Origin of the sequence: Bacillus sp. NPDC060175 (assembly GCF_042728695.1) — a bacterium.
Classification (GTDB): domain Bacteria; phylum Bacillota; class Bacilli; order Bacillales; family Bacillaceae_G; genus Bacillus_A.
Map to the genome: position 1 here is coordinate 56,910 of NZ_JBHWYR010000011.1, position 16,458 is coordinate 73,367.

Genomic DNA, 16,458 nt, shown 5'->3' on the forward strand with positions numbered 1-16,458 from the left:
TGCTCCCCCTTATTTCCCCATTAATGTTATATTGTCAATTAATCGTACATTTTCAAACTTAACTGCAATCGCTAAAATGATTCTTCCTTCAATTTTATCTATTGCTTTTAATGAAGGATATGCATATAAATCAGCATAATCTACAGTGCCTTTCGTATACTTCTCAATATGCTCTTGCACAAGATTCATAATGATTTCCGGATTACGTTCGCCTGCCTCAATTCGTTCTTTCGCTATACATAGACTGCCGTATAAATGAAGAGCTTCTTCGCGTTCTTCTTGTGATAAATACACATTACGAGAACTTTTCGCTAATCCATCTTCTTCCCTTACAATATCAACTGGTACGATCGTAACGGGAATATTAAAATCAGTTACGAATCCTTCAATTACAGCTACTTGCTGTGCATCTTTCATACCGAAATAAGCACGCGTTGGCAATATAATATTAAATAGTTTCATTAGTACAGTCGCAACACCAGCGAAATGACCAGGTCTTTGTTTACCACATAATACGTCGGTACGCTTCAAAACTTCTACTGTTGTCGTTTGTTCTGCTGGATACATCTCTTCTACACTCGGATAAAATAAATAATCAACACCATTTTCTTTTGCTACATTTTCATCTCTATCAATATCACGTGGGTATCGATCTAAATCTTCATTTGGTCCAAATTGTAGTGGATTTACAAATACACTTAACACTACAATTTCATTTTCTTCCCTTGCCTTACGTAGTAACGTAGCATGGCCTTCGTGTAAATACCCCATCGTTGGAACAAAACCGATACTTTTTCCATTTGTACGAAGTTCGTTTGTAATTTGCTGCATCTCTTGCACTGTAGTTATGATTTTCATTATTGTTTTCCTCCGTATAACGCTAAGCACTCTTCCTCTTTCATTGTGAATGAATGTTTTTCTTCAGGAAATTGTCCTGTCTTTACTTCAGTAACGTATTGTGAAATCCCTCGCACAATCTCCTCTTGAACAGACGTATATTGCTTCACAAATTTCGGAACACGATTTACGCCGTACGAGATAAGATCATGATATACAAGAACTTGCCCATCTACTTTTTGTCCTGCTCCAATTCCGATTGTAGGAATTGTTAACTGCGCTGAAATAAGTTCTGCTAATTGCATTGGCACACACTCTAACACAAGTGCTATCGCACCAGCTTCCTCACATTTCTTTGCATCTTCTATTAATTTTTTTGCACTTTCAGCATCTTTCCCTTGTACTTTATACCCACCTAGCACTCCTACAGATTGAGGAGTTAAACCTAAATGCGCCACAACGGGAATTCCCGCATTCATTAAGTAGTGAATAGTTGATATAACTTCTCCAGCACCTTCTACCTTTAATGCATGTGCCCCGCTCTCTTGAACAATGCGACGTGCATTAACCATCGTATCTTGCAATGAAACATGATAAGACATAAATGGCATATCAGTTACAATAAACGTCTCTTTCGCTCCGCGGCGTACAGCTTTCGTATGATGAATCATATCCTCTACAGTTACTGGAACTGTTGAATCATACCCAAGTACAACCATTCCTAGAGAATCACCTACTAAAATCATATCGACTTTAGCTTCTTCTGCTAATTTAGCAGATGGATAATCATACGCCGTTAGCATTGTAATCGGCTCACCTTGCTCTTTCATTTTCAAAAAATCTGTTTTTGTTTTCAAAAACTACTCCTCCTTTATGCAGGAGAGAGGAGATGGCCGAAATCATATAAAAAAACCCCTCTGGCCATAAAAGGGCAGAAGGGTTGTGTGTTAGTCGGCATTATTCATCCCTCTGTCCCAGTCCGTTATTGGATCAAGGCAGAATCCAAATTATTTTTTTCATACTGCGTAAAATAATGGTGCAGTTCGCTTTGATACTGCCCATATTCGAACTAATTATAGCAAACTCTGAAAAGGAATTGCTACATTTTTTCGAAAAAATAATTTTCTATCCCTATTACGGTATGTGAAATTTATTAGTATCTAAATGACAAAAAGAAGCTCCAAAATAGGAACTTCTTTTACTTAATTTCTATATCAGCAGAATGAATGTGGTGCACTTGTCCTTGATGATCCTCAAGTAACAATACACCATCCTCCGTAATCCCTTTTGCTAGCCCATTAATAGTTTCCCTCATCGTTCGAGCTGTAATTTCTTTTCCGATACTTACTGCGTAACTTTCCCAAAGAATTTTAATAACAGAGAAGCCATTTTTTAAATACTCTTCATACAATTTCTCTAGTTGCAAGAAAATTTGTTGCATAAGTTCCGCACGAACAATCGGCTTACCCGATTCAATTGCTAATGAAGTTGCAATTTGCTGAATTTCCTCATCAAAATGTTCTTGTTTCTGATTTGCATTAATGCCAATTCCCATAATAACAGCATTAATTTTATCTGGATCAGCTTGCATCTCCGTTAATATACCGACAGCTTTTTTACCTTGAATTAAAATATCATTCGGCCATTTAATCCCTACGTTTACACCGGTACATTTTTCAATTGCTTGCGCTACGCTAACAGCTGCTAATAAAGTAAGCTGTGGTGCATGATGAACTGGAATCGAGGGACGCAAAATAATACTCATCCAAATTCCTGTTCCTTTTGGGGAATACCATTTTCTACTTAAACGTCCTCTACCTGCTGTTTGTTCTTCAGCAACGACAATTGTTCCCTCTTCTGCGCCTTCATAAGCAAGTCTCGCTGCAATATGCTGAGTAGACTCAACCGATTCTTCAAAATAAACCGTTCTACCGATACGCTCTGTTTGTAATCCTAATTGAATCTCATTCGCAGTTACTTTATCTGGTTTACTAGCAATTCGATAACCTAAGCGGCGTACAGCTTCTAGTTCATACCCTTCATTACGAAGACCCTCCATATGCTTCCATACAGCGGTTCTCGAACAACCAAGTTTGTCACTAAGTATTTGACCAGATACAAATGCACCATCTGCTTCAGAAAAAACTTGTAATAACTGCTTTCTTATAGTAGATTGCATCTTTGTAGCCACTCCCTTATATCCTCTTTCTTATTAACTAAATCTCCTTGTACGATTGCTTCTTCAATATTTTGAAGCATTTCGGCAACCCACGGACCTGGCTTTTTATCTGCCCAGCTTAATAAATCATTACCAGTCACATTCATTTCTTGACGATTTTTTATCGGCAATGCATGAAATAATGATTGTACTTGCTTAACAGACGCACTATTATAACTTTCTATTATCGCTTCATATACTCTTTCCGCCATCTCAGCGATGCGAATCCCAGTTTTATAAAGAAGGATTGTATCCCACTCCTTCTCCTTTCTAGAACGAATTGCTAATAAAACCGCTACGATATCTTTGATCTTTTTATTCGAGAACTTCCATTGACGCAAAAAGACAGATGGATGCTCTTCTCCGATACAATATAAGAAAAATGCCCACGCCTCAACGTCTGTTTCGAAAGAATCCCATTTATACTGCGTAGCTTTCAAGAGTCTTTCTTCTGACATTTGCAAATATGGCAGATGAGAAAATAGCTTCGTTTCTACTAACTCTTGAAGACCATTCACACAATATGTACCGGTCAACAATTTTTCAAATTCAACTGTAATTCTTTCAATCGCTATATGTTCGAGCAAATGCCCATACGTTTCAATTGCTTGTTTCGTCTTTATTTCCAAAGAGAAACCTAACGTACTTACGAACCGAATACCACGCATCATTCGCAGTGCATCTTCTTGAAAACGGTCTGCAGCATCTCCAACCGTTGTAATTTCCTTCAGACGAATCGCTTCTTTCCCAGCAAATAAATCAACCATTTCGCCTTCCTCTGTCATTGCAATTGCATTCATCGTGAAATCACGTCGTTTTAAATCCTCTTCTAATGAACGGACAAATTGAACACTACTAGGTCTTCGAAAATCTTCATATTCGCTTTCTGTTCGAAAAGTAGTTACCTCATACGGTTCACCATTTTCTACAACAATTACAGTTCCATGCTCAAGGCCAACCGGAACATGTCTTGGGAAAATAGCCATTACTTCTTCTGGTAAAGCAGATGTTGCGATATCGATATCTCCAATTGGTCTATCGATAATAAGATCGCGTACACTTCCACCAACGAAGTAAGCCTCATGTCCGTGCTGTTTTAACATCTCAATAATTGAACTAGCTTTTTTAAATCTTTCCATTCTTGTCATCCCTTAGTATGTCATAATAAATCGCCTCATACTGTGAAACGATTTTTTCCGAACGAAACTGCTCATATACAGATTTCATCGCTCGCTCTCCCATATTACGGTGAAGTTCTTCATTTTCTAGTAGTTGAATTGCTTGCTTAGCTATTCCATCTGTATCTCCAACTTCACATATATATCCTGTTTCACCATGTTGAATGACCTCTGGAATGCCCCCAACCCTCGTTCCGATACTAGGCACACCACACGCCATTGCTTCTAATATAACGAGACCAAAACTTTCCTTTTCTGATAAAAGTAGCATTAAATCACTCATCGCAAGAAGCTCTGCAACATTATCTTGCTTTCCTAGGAATAAGACACGTTCCTCAATATGTAAACTTTTCACCAATTGTAAAATAGTACAGAACTCTGGTCCATCACCAACAAGAAGCAATTTCGCATCTACTTCCTTTACAATTTTGGCAAATGACTGCACAACATCCTGTACACGCTTAACCTTTCGGAAATTTGAAATATGAATCAATACTTTTTCATTTTCTCGTATACCATATTCTTTTTTTAATTGAGACATATCACGTTTGAAATAAACACGTTCGTCTACAAAATTGTATACCGTCTCAATTTCTTTATCTGGTTTTACAAGTTCATTCGTTTCTTCAATTAACGAATGTGACACAGCTGTAACAACATCAGATTGTTCAATACCAAAGCGAATTAAATTATTTAACGAAGGGTCGGAACCTAACACAGTAATATCCGTTCCATGTAAGGTCGTAACAATTTTAATACGCTCCCCAATCATTTGTTTTGCTAAATATGCACAAATAGCATGAGGGATTGCATAATGCACATGTAAAATATCAAGGTTTTCTCTTTGAGCAACCTCTGCCATTTTACTCGCTAATGCTAAATCATAAGGTGGATATTGAAAAACAGAATATTGATTTACTGTTACTTCGTGAAAATAAATGTTCGGGTACACTTTATTCAACCGGAATGGTACACCCGATGTAATAAAATGAATTTCATGCCCGCGTTCCGCCAATTGCTTTCCTAACTCTGTCCCAACAACCCCAGAACCACCTACAGAAGGATAACATGTAATACCTATTTTCAATTTCATTTACATCCCCCTATTAAATCAGCATGTATTAAAACGGGTTTCTTACTCATAAATCCTTCGGCATACAGCACTCCAACTTCTTTCCCAAACATCTTCTCCCGAGCGATTACAGTTTCAACGTATCCTTCAGTTAATGGCGTCTTAACACCATCACTCCCTGTTGAAAACTGACTTTCATACGCTTCTAACGCTTCCACCTTTTTAGAAAGGTATTCACTAATATCTATACAAAAATTCGGTTTATGAAAACCATTAATTATATAATTATAAAAAGACTCTACACGGTGCGGCGGAAGTTCAGGCATATATTTACGAATTCCCGCTGAAAAGATGGCTTCTTCCACAAGTTTCGCGCAATTAGCATGGTCTGGATGACGATCTTCGTAATATGGTGCGAAAATTAGTGTTGGTTTATATGTACGAATAATCTTTACAATTTCACGTATATACTCTTCTTTTATATACAAACCACGGTCTGGCATCGCTAAATTAATTCTCGTTTTTACTCCCATAATACGAGCTGCAGCCTTTGCTTCTTCTTTTCTCAGTTCTACCGTTCCATTTGAAGAAAGATCAGCTTCTGTTAAATCGCAAATGCCTACTTCATATCCTTGTTTCGTATACTTTGCAATGGTACCTGCCATGCCGATTTCAACATCATCGGCATGAGCACCAAACGCTAATATATGTAATCCACTCATAATTGTTCCCCTCATTTTCTTAACTTTCGGTAATCTAAATCTCCCCGCTCTAATGCATGCATTAGCATTTCAGCACTTGCCATATTCGTTGCTAGTGGGATGGCATATACATCACATAAACGAAGTAACGCATTGACATCAGGTTCATGCGGCTGCGCTGTTAGTGGATCTCGGAAAAAAATCACCATATCCATCTCATTTTTTGCAATCATTGCACCAATTTCTTGATCGCCACCAAGAGGACCAGATTGATATCTTGTTACAACTAAACCAGTTGCCTCCATAATACGAAGTCCTGTCGTTCCTGTTGCAAAAAGTTCATATTTTTCAAAGATTGGTTTATATGCGTACGCGAACGAAACCATATCATCTTTCTTTTTGTCATGTGCGATTAAGGCAATTTTCATCCGTTGTCTCCCCTTTAGTCGATAATGTTTTCTAAACCATACACAAGATGATCAAGGTTCATTACCGTTTCAATTGATAGTTTGACACCTGACATAAATGATGCACGGTTGAATGAATCATGACGAACTGTTAACATTTGTCCATCTCCGCCGAACATTACTTCTTGGTGTGCAATAAGCCCTGGTAGACGTACGCTATGAATGTGAATACCATCCACATTTGCACCACGTGCTCCTTCTAATTGTTCCGTTTCATTAGGGTGTCCTTGCTCTTTTGGCACACGATTTTGACGGATTAATTCTACTGTTTTTACAGCTGTACCAGATGGTGCGTCTAATTTTTGATCATGGTGTAATTCAATTACTTCAACATCTTGGAAGTACTTTGCTGCCATTTGTGAAAATTTCATCATAAGAACTGCACCAATTGCAAAGTTTGGAGCGATAATTGTTCCTACTTCTTTTTCTTTTGCATTTTCTGTTAATTGCTTTAGTTCTTCTTCAGTAAATCCAGTTGTACCAATAACAGATCGAAGTCCACGTTCAACTGCAAGTGTCACATGTTTCTTTCCAACTTCTGGTGTTGTTAAATCTAACAATACATCCGCTTCTACTTCATCTAAACAAGTATGTAAATCCGCATAAATAGGTGCATCTAGCGCTGGCATTCCAGGTAAATCAGCTATTTTCTCTCCGCCATGCTTATAATCAATTGCTGCTACTAAATTGAAATGTTCTGTTCTTTCCATTAGAAGAACTGCTTCATGTCCCATACGTCCTCTTGGTCCAGCAATAATTACTTTAATTTCTTTCATGCTTCTTTCTCTCCCTCATCAATACGTGTCCAGCGATCTTTATCACGTGTATTAAATTTATCCATAACAATGTTATGTGCTGTTTCTAAATCAATATTTAAACTATTTGCCATACAAATCATAACAAATAAAACATCTCCAAGCTCTTCTTCAATACTGCGTTCTTTCTCAGTCGTCTTCTTCGGTTTCTCACCATAATAATGGTTAACCTCTCTTGCAAGCTCTCCCATTTCTTCAGTTAAACGGGCCATCATTGCAAGCGGACTAAAATAACCTTCTTTAAATTGACCGATATATGCATCTACTTCCTTCTGCATATCTTTCATCGTTTTTGCTTCCATACTAGTCACCTCTATTCCTTCCTCTTTCATGTTAGCCAATTCATCGCGATTTGACAAATATTATTCTCTCATATCACTATTTACGACTCTTTTTGGGATAGACTATAATAAAGTGAAACTTTCTTTTGTGTGATTTTTGCAAAAGATTAGCCTGAACCAATCGGGCTCTTACCGCTGGTTTGCTCTGTCTTCTCTGCTTTATCTCCTACCAGCCGTTTGAGCGGGGTAAAGTGAAACTTCTTTTGCGTGATTTTTGCAAAAGATCAGCCTGAACTAATTAGGCCCTTATACTATTCTCTATTTTTACTAGCAACTAGAAATAACTTATTATTATGTCTTACCGTTTAAGCGGAGCAATTCCAAATCATTACGTAACTAGGGGGATTCCTATATGAAAGCAAACTTGAAGATTCGAAATATCATTTTCATTTTAATCGGTTCCGCTATTTTTTCTTTCGGTATTGTAAATATCAATATTGAAAACCATCTTGCAGAGGGTGGATTTACTGGCATTACGCTATTATTATATTTTCTATTTTCGCTTGACCCTTCCTATACAAACTTAATTTTAAATATCCCTATATTTTTTATTGGTTGGAAGTTACTCGGCCGAACAACATTTTTATACACATTAATCGGTACATTTAGCGTCTCTTTATTCCTATGGATTTTCCAGCGCTACGAAGTACTTAACTTACATTTAAACTTGCAAAATGATATGACACTGGCTGCTTTATTCGCTGGGGCATTTATTGGTATTGGACTTGGAATTATATTTAAATACGGCGGGACTACTGGCGGTGTTGATATTATCGCAAGGCTAGCTCACAAATATGTTGGCTGGAGTATGGGAAAAACGATGTTTATGTTTGATGCCGTCGTTATCATTGTCTCTATTCTTACATATTTATCATATCGAGAAGGCATGTATACATTAGTTGCTGTATTTATCGGGGCTAAGGTTATTGATTTTATGCAAGAAGGAGCTTATGCAGCAAAAGGAGCAACTATTATTTCTGATAAAAACGATGAAATTGCGTCAAAAATTTTATCCGAAATGGAGCGCGGAGCAACCTTTTTAAAAGCAGTTGGATCCTATACAAAAGTTGAACGAAATGTACTATATTGTGTTGTTGCAAAAAACGAAATCGTGAAATTAAAAAATATCATTACTTCTGTAGACCCTCACGCCTTTGTTGCTGTTAGTGATGTACATGATGTCGTCGGCGAAGGATTTACACTAGATGAAAATAAAAATCCGTTACATAATTAAATTCAACTAGAAAAGCTCTTTAGCTTTTCTAGTTTTTTATTACATATCTTTTAAGTTTCTCCAAATCCTCATAAATGAGCTCTAATAAACTCCGATTATAAAAAATTGAAGCTGGATGAAAGGTCGGAAAAATAGAATATTCTTTTTCTGTCCATACAAATTCTGTACCGCTGCTATCTTTCAATCGCTGCACAGGTTGCTTTAACAATTCTCCATGAACATCCGTAATTTTATTATTTCTACCAACTAAACGCTGTAATGCAATATTACCAAGTGTGACAATAACCGACTGCTGTATAAATTCCAGTTCATAATCTAACAAAGGTGCATGGGCAAGTATCTCACCTTGATTCGGTGTTCTATTGTACTTCTTCTGTATTATTTCGCCATTTCGTTCCCTTTTCTCTCTCCATTTATAAGGTCTACTCCGAACCGCACTCGTAATATATACTTCTTCCCTTGTAACGTGAATACGTTCTAAAAACTCCATTAAATGTTTTCCAGCTTTCCCGCTAAACGGAGTCCCATTATGAATTTCTGTTTCACCAGGTGCTTCTCCAACAAGCATTAATTTCGGATTTCTAGGGCCCTGTCCACTTAAAAAACCTTCTAATTGGTATGTAGCACTTCGCTCCCTCACTTGTTTAACTAAATGCTCTGGATATTCTATGTCTGTCACCTTCTTTCATCATTCCATACTTACCTTTATTTTAACTAGTTCTATACCCCATATTCTCTCTATTATTTCCATTTATAACATATTATAAGATTCAATCCACAAAACAAAAAAAGACTATCATAATTGATAGTCTTTAATCGTCGCTACGCTGCATACCAGTATAAATTAATACGAGACGTAATAATTCAAATACTGCTACAGCAGCTGCTGCTACATATGTTAATGCTGCTGCATTTAATACTTTACGAGCTTGACCGTACTCATCTGTCGATACGATACCAAGCGCTTCAATTTGTTGCATTGCACGTTTTGATGCATCAAACTCAACTGGTAATGTAACAAGTTGAAAAATAACACCTGCTGCCATTAAAATAATTCCTAGCAACAATAAACCAGACATTTGTGCAAACACACCAATTAAGACGAAAACCCAAGACATATTCGAGCCAAAATTAGCAACTGGCACTAATGAATGACGAACACGCATGAAGTTATAATCTTTTGCATCTTGAATTGCATGTCCTACTTCATGTGCTGCTACAGCTGTACCAGCAACTGAATGACCATAATAGTTATCTGTCGATAATCTAACCGTCTTTACACGCGGGTCATAGTGATCTGACAAATGACCTGGCGTTTCTTCTACGGCTACATTGTACAATCCATTTTCATCTAAAATTTTCCGAGCCACTTCCGCTCCTGTCATACCTGATGTTGAATAAACTTGTGAATACTTGCTATAGGCACTACGTACTTTTGACTGTGCATACAACGGTATGATCAAAATGATCGCGAAGTAAATTAAATAAAACATCATAAACCTCCAGTGAAGTTTTAATTATAGTACTTCTCATTCTATTTTTTTCTTCCACCGTTGTCAATAAATAAACCTTACAATCCGTATCTTTATTTATACGCATTATCTATCTTTAGAATGCAAGCTACTTCTCCGCTTTTCTCTCTCCCCTTTATACTTTCTCCATCCAACATACGTTAAAGTGAACAAAATAAGTCCTCCAGTAATTGTCATAAACCAAATGAGAGAGGGAGCTATCTCATCTTTTTTTACTGTATGAAATATTTTTTGCAAATCACCTTTAATAATCCCTAGTTGCATTTGTCCACCTTTCGTTTTTAACATAACGTTACGAAATTCATCCAAATAAGATAAATGTGCATTTACACGCTGCGCTTCGTTTTCTGGCAGAGCAATCATTAAACTAGGATAAATAATATTAAATTCATTTAAAAGTGTATTTAGCGTCTGTTGGAACTGTCCATCATCGTCTTTTTCCATCGCTTTTTCTACTTGAGAAAAAGCATTCATTATCTTTCTTTCTCTTTCCATCCAAAGTGGCTGATATTTAGATACTTGTGCATCAACAGCAAGTTGTAACGCTAACATATTATCAACTTTAACTTGCCTATCTAAATCTTCCGCGAGAGATTGTTTCGCCTTATCATATGCTAAAGAAACGACTCTAATTTGTCCCGGAGTTACTTTTGAATTATTTTCATTTTCCTTTGATAGAAACTGCGCTGAGAAATGGTGCAGTACTTGCATTGCCTTCTCATCTTCTTTTTTCTTCACTAACTGCAAAGAGTCATCTAGCAATCCAGTTAGTTCACTCCACTCTTCAGCATATATACGTACTGGAAACATTATAATTAGAAATGCTATCAGTCCAATTAATGTTCTCTTCATCCCGGTCCCCCCTATAACTACTAGTACAAAATATGTGGAATTGGACAAGAATAGAACAGAACAAAATCAAAAAATATATTATCTCTATGAAAACAAAAAAATTCTCTTTAAACAGAGAATTTTTCCTTTGAAACCCTTTTCTTTTTCACTAAATATTTATACACACCGTAACAAAGTATACTACTGCCTAAAATCAATAATAAAATAACACATGCAGCATGCATAAAGAATTCTTCCGGTAACATTAAAATAACCGGATCTGTTTCAATATCAAACATCCAATAATCATTGCTAAATAAAAGCTTATGAAATAATACGAAACTCTTTTCAAAATTAATAGCAATTGGTAACGTAAGAGCTATTGGAAAAATAATTGTAAGAATCGCTCCGTGAAGTAAAAACTTTTCTTTTTTCTTTTTTAATAAATACACTCCTCCTAATACAGCAATTACAATCGTTCCATACATTATATATTGAATCTTTACTAAAATATTTTTAACATCCACAAAATGAATGCGTCCATTTGTGGACATATCTAATGTCGGCAATTGTAATGCACCTTCATAAAACGGCGATAAATATGTAATAAGCACGTCATAGTTTCTCTTAATTTCATCTTTCGTCATATCCGCTAAATCTGGAATATTTAAAAAATCAATTTCAAAATAATACAACCATTTTCCATATACAACTACCGTTGTCGCGAGAGCGAAAACAGAAAATGCTATGCTATAGGAAACTACTAAAGTGATCAATCGATCCAATATGTTTATACCACTCTTATTTTTCTTCATTTTCTCCCCCTAAATGTCCTCACCATCATAAAGAAAACTGTTTTCGGTTCTCACGTAAGCAATAATAATATGTAATACACAGTACAGCAATACTTAACCAAAACGTAAAATAACCAATTTTCTCTACAAACAAATGCATAATCCCGTATCTCGGCATTTGCCAAAATAAATAATCAATTGCATCATTATGTAATGTCCATATGCCAGCTACAGTGAAGTGCCATTTTTTTATCCGATAAAACGGAGCATATAACATTCCCTGCACTGCCATCGCAAAATGAGATAACATTAACATATATCCCATAAGGCCAATAGGACCTTTTACATAAATCGTAATTGCATTTACAACAACAGCCCAAACACCATATTTTATTAAAGTAACTATCGCTAACGCTTCTATTAACCCCCAGTTCTTCTTCATCAAAAAAGCAATTAAAACAAAGACAAAAAAGAGAGTCGCTATAGGGCTATCTGGTACAAACGGCCAAAATATAGGTGAGGTTTCTTTTAATTGATTTCCATACCATATGAATCCGTAAATTGTACCTAATATGTTAACAACCAATAAAAATAATAGTACCGAACGTTGCCTTAACATTGCATACAAGTAAACCAAGCTGTATGTCCAACACCTTTCAAACAAAGTAATTCTTTCATCGAACTCTACTCTATTATATAGCAAACTTTCCGTCATCGTAGAGTAGAAAACTGAAACAGATTAAATTTTCTTTAGGGATGGCTTTGCTATCCCTTTTCTGTTTCAGCTTCCCCTCATCAAACCGTACATGAGGTTTTCCCGCATCCGGCTTTCCGATGCTCTTCCTTCTTTAGCTTTCAGTTTGTTCTAGCTTCCTACTTTCACGAGTGTGTATGTTATTTTCTTCATCAAGTCCTTGATACGACCATGTTTCTTTCGAACATTTCTTTTCTTATTCCAGAGCCGTTCTAAGACGTACCAATCTATTTTACCGAGCCACTTCTGTCCAATTGAAGATAGGCTATAATAATTTTTGAATCCTTGTAGAATTCTATTTAAACCTTTCACCATCAAACAGTGCCCAGCTTAGCTGGGCACGCAAAATAAAAAGCTGACTACAGATTTTGTAGTCAGCTTTTCTATTATTTTTTATTATACTTTGCAACGAATTCCGAAAGTTTTTTCAGTTCTTCATCCGTTCCTTTAAATACGCCTTTAGGCATTGCACCTTTTCCATCTTTCGCAATTTTAGCGATTTCTTCTGGCTTTAAAGTTAAGTTTTGCAAAGCTGGTGCTGCTGCCCCGCCCTGTAAGTTGTCACCATGACATGTTAAACAAGTATTTTTTTGCATTAATTTATAACCGTCATCATTTTTATCAACTGGTGCTGTTTTTACAATTGCTCCTTGTTTTTTTGCAGCTTCCCAGTCGTGGTGTGCTACAGATTCCCAAGTTAAAAAGATAATCGATGCAATTGCTAAAAGCATAAATCCAGTTGCTACAGGACGCTTCAAAGGGCGTCTTTCTGGGCCTCGATCAAGAAATGGAGCTAATAGTAACGCTCCAAACGCAATCCCGGGCATAATAAACGCACCAATTACAGTAAATGAGCCTGAAGCATACGAATACTTTAATAACTGATACAAGAATAAGAAATACCAATCTGGAAGTGGTATATATCCTGCATCTGTAGGATCCGCCATTCTCTCAAGCGGTGACGGATGCGCCACTGTTAAACATAAATAACCGACTAAAAAAACTGCACCAACCATCCATTCTTTTAACAAGAAATTCGGCCAAAACGCTTCTGTTTTCCCTGGATATTCAGAATAATCTTTTGGAATATTTGGTTTCCGGGCTACTGGTACCCGAGAATCTCCTACAAACTTCATCCCTTTGCCGCGATGCATAATCTCCCTCCTTTTGTTCTTTCCCCTTTAATTTAGCAATCTCTTATAGCGGACCGGAAATACCTTGTTTGCGAATCATGATGAAGTGGAAGGCCATTAAACCTAGAAGTGCTGCTGGTAAGAAGAAGACGTGAATAGCAAAGAAGCGAGTTAATGTTTGAGCGCCAACAATTTCGGAATGGCCAGCAAGTAATGTTTTAATATAAGGACCAATGAGCGGCGTTTGCTCTGCGATTTGAATCCCTACTTTCGTAGCAAATAACGCTTTCATATCCCACGGTAATAAATATCCGGTAAAACCAAGACCTAACATAACAAAGAAAATAAGAACACCAACAATCCAGTTTAGCTCACGAGGCTTTTTATATGCACCTTGGAAGAAAACTCTGAGTGTATGTAAAAACATCATTACAATTACAAGACTAGCACCCCAGTGGTGCATACCACGAACAATTTGTCCATACGCAACTTCATTTTGTAAATAGTAAACCGATTCCCAAGCATTTTTAATATCAGGCACATAATACATTGTCAAAAACATTCCAGATAAAATTTGAATTACAGTAACGAAAAAGGTAAGCCCTCCAAAGCAATAGACGAATGCAGAAAAGTGATGTGCCGGGTTTACATGTTCAGGTACTTCATGATCAGCGATATCGCGCCATATTGGTGTAATATCTAACCGCTCGTCTACCCAATCATAAATTTTATTTAGCATCTACTTTGCACCCCCTCTTGGCTTCGCTTTTCCTAAATACAATGTTCCATCTTTCACTTTAGACTCGTACACATCAAGCGGAGCAAGGGGCGGTGTGCCTTTAATGTTAACCCCATCTTTTGTGTAACGCCCCCCGTGACACGGGCAAAAGAATTGATTCGGATGTGCTTTGTCTGAATTCCAGTTCACTGTACATCCTAAATGTTTACATACTGGAGAGAACGCAACAATGTCTCCGCTTTCATCTTTATGAACCCAAGCTGATTTTGGCTCGTCAGACTTGTACCAACCATCAACCTGCTTCACCTTAAAGTCGAAACGCTTCGGTTCTGTTGTAATATCCTTCACTTGTGCAACAGCAACCATATCTGTTCCCGCTTCTTTTCTTAACACCGGATCAAGTGCAAACCGCGTCATCGGCATTAAAATACCCGCCGCCATAAAGCCTCCTACCCCTGTAAGTGTGTAATTTAAAAACTGTCTTCTTGACACACGATGTTCTTTCTCGCTCACGAAAATTTCCCCCCTCTATCAGAAATTGTCCCCTCGTGAAAAAATTATATAAAAAATAAATACTAGGACACTATCATGATATAATACCCTCTTGTATAGGTCAATATCATACTACTCATAATAATAAGAACTTTCTGCTTATTAATTATTTATCCATCTTTCTTCCAACATTACCATAATATTTTTTATGTGAGCACGAATAACTTCCCTTTTCCCTTGATCACTAAACTGCTCTAATGATAACGATGGAAACCAAAATAAATCACCCTGCAACTCTTGCATATCTTCTTTCCATGAAAAATCACTTGTCACATAGGCAATATGCTTAAAACCTTGCCTTTGCAAATGTTCTGTCCATTCTTGCAAACGGTCTTTTTCATTCTTTTGGCTCTCTACCAAATACGTAAATGCGGGCAGTAAAAGCACTCTTCCTTTATACTCCCTTTCCAACTCCATACTCAAAGCCTCAATAAATTCACCTTGCTCTACAACCATTTTCATTTCTTTTGCTGCCGAAATAGACAAAAGGGGGATAATCCCTGTATCTACATACTCCCTCGCTTGCTCAAACTGTTCCACATCTTTTACAATCCATTTCACCTTTTCTCCCCTCCTTCACCTTAAATGACAGAACTTTCACTTTATATATATTAAACCATACTAAAAGAGGTAAAAAAAGAAAAACTACCTATTATTAAGTAGTTTTTCTTAAAAAGTCTGAAATTCGTAAAGATTACATAATCAAAATGAATTCTATAAAATTTTCAACTCTGCTGTTAACCTATGAAATGCTTCCTTATCTTGCTTATCCAAAGCTTCATCAATTTGTTTCAAAAGACGCTCTCTTCTAAATGAGAATACACTTTCTTCTAAAAATCGTTCTGCAAGCAATCGATCTTTTTCATTCACTTCAATATGCTTTGGTAAATATGGATTTTCTTCTAATACAGCTACATAGTTTGCATTTTGGAACGATGATTTAAAATTAAGCTGAATATAAATATCCTCATCTCGATTCAAACGAATATCATGAAACGACTTTTCTGCATCTGTTGTCATTACATTTTGTTTAAAAAAGTGAAACGGTGTGTCTTTCACACAATTCGCTGACATTACTAAGCCACGCGGACAATATTTTGCATGTTCTACGAAGTGGACTTTATGCATTAATTGATCGTGACTCATTAAATAATTCAAAATCCATACACATTCACGCTGTTTCAGTTGGTAATTATTCAAAAACCATTTTACAAAATCCTTCTTCTCGTTTACAGAAACAGGGGTATTCATAGCGATTAA

21 protein-coding genes are annotated in these 16,458 nt (G+C 36.6%); 1 reads left to right on the plus strand and 20 read right to left on the minus strand.

What is annotated here, in order from left to right:
* Positions 1-9 precede the first annotated feature (9 nt).
* The 9 genes from panC to ACFWDE_RS08520 all read right to left on the minus strand — a co-directional run bounded on the left by panC (position 10) and on the right by ACFWDE_RS08520 (position 7,590).
* The gene (panC, locus tag ACFWDE_RS08480; protein ID WP_377891491.1) at positions 10-858 is read right to left on the minus strand and encodes a pantoate--beta-alanine ligase; all 849 of its coding nucleotides are present in this window, start codon (positions 856-858) and stop codon (positions 10-12) included.
* The gene (panB, locus tag ACFWDE_RS08485) at positions 858-1,694 is read right to left on the minus strand and encodes a 3-methyl-2-oxobutanoate hydroxymethyltransferase (protein ID WP_002149314.1); all 837 of its coding nucleotides are present in this window, start codon (positions 1,692-1,694) and stop codon (positions 858-860) included. The genes panC and panB overlap by 1 nt, the downstream gene beginning before the upstream one ends.
* A gap of 341 nt (positions 1,695-2,035) precedes the next feature.
* Positions 2,036-3,016 (minus strand): biotin--[acetyl-CoA-carboxylase] ligase, encoded by a 981-nt coding sequence (locus tag ACFWDE_RS08490; protein WP_377891538.1) that lies wholly within the window; start codon positions 3,014-3,016, stop codon positions 2,036-2,038.
* Positions 3,001-4,194, minus strand: coding sequence for a CCA tRNA nucleotidyltransferase (locus ACFWDE_RS08495; RefSeq protein ID WP_377891493.1), 1,194 nt, complete (start codon positions 4,192-4,194; stop codon positions 3,001-3,003). Before ACFWDE_RS08495 ends, ACFWDE_RS08490 begins: the two co-directional genes overlap by 16 nt.
* Positions 4,181-5,326, minus strand: coding sequence for an N-acetyl-alpha-D-glucosaminyl L-malate synthase BshA (gene bshA / locus ACFWDE_RS08500; protein WP_002086596.1), 1,146 nt, complete (start codon positions 5,324-5,326; stop codon positions 4,181-4,183). Before bshA ends, ACFWDE_RS08495 begins: the two co-directional genes overlap by 14 nt.
* Entirely contained in the window at positions 5,323-6,027 is a 705-nt protein-coding gene (gene bshB1 / locus ACFWDE_RS08505) for a bacillithiol biosynthesis deacetylase BshB1 (RefSeq protein ID WP_377891496.1), read from the minus strand. The genes bshA and bshB1 overlap by 4 nt, the downstream gene beginning before the upstream one ends.
* 11 nt (positions 6,028-6,038) lie before the next feature.
* Positions 6,039-6,434, minus strand: a complete 396-nt coding sequence (gene mgsA, locus ACFWDE_RS08510) for a methylglyoxal synthase (protein ID WP_002149322.1) — start codon at positions 6,432-6,434, stop codon at positions 6,039-6,041.
* Between the two features lie 14 nt (positions 6,435-6,448).
* On the minus strand, positions 6,449-7,249 hold the full coding sequence (gene dapB / locus ACFWDE_RS08515) for a dihydrodipicolinate reductase (RefSeq protein ID WP_033718201.1): 801 nt from the start codon (positions 7,247-7,249) through the stop codon (positions 6,449-6,451).
* Complete coding sequence (locus ACFWDE_RS08520) at positions 7,246-7,590, minus strand: nucleotide pyrophosphohydrolase (protein ID WP_377891540.1); 345 nt, start codon at positions 7,588-7,590, stop codon at positions 7,246-7,248. Before ACFWDE_RS08520 ends, dapB begins: the two co-directional genes overlap by 4 nt.
* Before the next feature lie 391 nt (positions 7,591-7,981).
* Here ACFWDE_RS08520 and ACFWDE_RS08525 point away from each other — a divergent pair, with 391 nt between their 5' ends.
* Positions 7,982-8,863, plus strand: a complete 882-nt coding sequence (locus tag ACFWDE_RS08525; RefSeq protein ID WP_002149325.1) for a YitT family protein — start codon at positions 7,982-7,984, stop codon at positions 8,861-8,863.
* Between the two features lie 28 nt (positions 8,864-8,891).
* Here ACFWDE_RS08525 and ACFWDE_RS08530 read toward each other — a convergent pair whose 3' ends face one another.
* The 11 genes from ACFWDE_RS08530 to ACFWDE_RS08580 form a co-directional block, all read right to left on the minus strand.
* Entirely contained in the window at positions 8,892-9,542 is a 651-nt protein-coding gene (locus ACFWDE_RS08530) for a uracil-DNA glycosylase (RefSeq protein ID WP_377891499.1), read from the minus strand.
* Positions 9,543-9,675: 133 nt separating this feature from the next.
* Positions 9,676-10,356 carry a zinc metallopeptidase gene (locus ACFWDE_RS08535; RefSeq protein ID WP_002086606.1) on the minus strand — a complete coding sequence of 227 codons (681 nt, stop codon included), beginning with the start codon at positions 10,354-10,356 and terminating at the stop codon, positions 9,676-9,678.
* Positions 10,357-10,461: 105 nt separating this feature from the next.
* A complete protein-coding gene (ypjB, locus tag ACFWDE_RS08540; RefSeq protein WP_377891502.1) occupies positions 10,462-11,247 on the minus strand; it encodes a sporulation protein YpjB in 786 nt (261 codons plus the stop codon).
* Between the two features lie 107 nt (positions 11,248-11,354).
* A complete protein-coding gene (lit, locus tag ACFWDE_RS08545; RefSeq protein WP_377891504.1) occupies positions 11,355-12,041 on the minus strand; it encodes a lipoprotein intramolecular transacylase Lit in 687 nt (228 codons plus the stop codon).
* Between the two features lie 25 nt (positions 12,042-12,066).
* Complete coding sequence (gene lhaT / locus ACFWDE_RS08550; RefSeq protein ID WP_377891506.1) at positions 12,067-12,657, minus strand: lipoprotein heptaprenylglyceryl N-acetyltransferase LhaT; 591 nt, start codon at positions 12,655-12,657, stop codon at positions 12,067-12,069.
* A 228-nt stretch (positions 12,658-12,885) separates the two neighbouring features.
* Positions 12,886-13,089 (minus strand): group II intron maturase-specific domain-containing protein, encoded by a 204-nt coding sequence (locus tag ACFWDE_RS08555; RefSeq protein ID WP_377891508.1) that lies wholly within the window; start codon positions 13,087-13,089, stop codon positions 12,886-12,888.
* 71 nt (positions 13,090-13,160) lie between these two features.
* The gene (qcrC, locus tag ACFWDE_RS08560) at positions 13,161-13,928 is read right to left on the minus strand and encodes a menaquinol-cytochrome c reductase cytochrome b/c subunit (protein WP_377891510.1); all 768 of its coding nucleotides are present in this window, start codon (positions 13,926-13,928) and stop codon (positions 13,161-13,163) included.
* 43 nt (positions 13,929-13,971) lie between these two features.
* Entirely contained in the window at positions 13,972-14,646 is a 675-nt protein-coding gene (gene qcrB / locus ACFWDE_RS08565) for a menaquinol-cytochrome c reductase cytochrome b subunit (RefSeq protein WP_000932700.1), read from the minus strand.
* A complete protein-coding gene (gene qcrA / locus ACFWDE_RS08570; protein WP_001290417.1) occupies positions 14,647-15,159 on the minus strand; it encodes a menaquinol-cytochrome c reductase iron-sulfur subunit in 513 nt (170 codons plus the stop codon).
* A 141-nt stretch (positions 15,160-15,300) separates the two neighbouring features.
* Positions 15,301-15,759, minus strand: coding sequence for a YpiF family protein (locus ACFWDE_RS08575; protein ID WP_377891513.1), 459 nt, complete (start codon positions 15,757-15,759; stop codon positions 15,301-15,303).
* 153 nt (positions 15,760-15,912) lie between these two features.
* Positions 15,913-16,449 (minus strand): ReoY family proteolytic degradation factor, encoded by a 537-nt coding sequence (locus ACFWDE_RS08580; RefSeq protein ID WP_002086615.1) that lies wholly within the window; start codon positions 16,447-16,449, stop codon positions 15,913-15,915.
* Positions 16,450-16,458 lie beyond the last annotated feature (9 nt).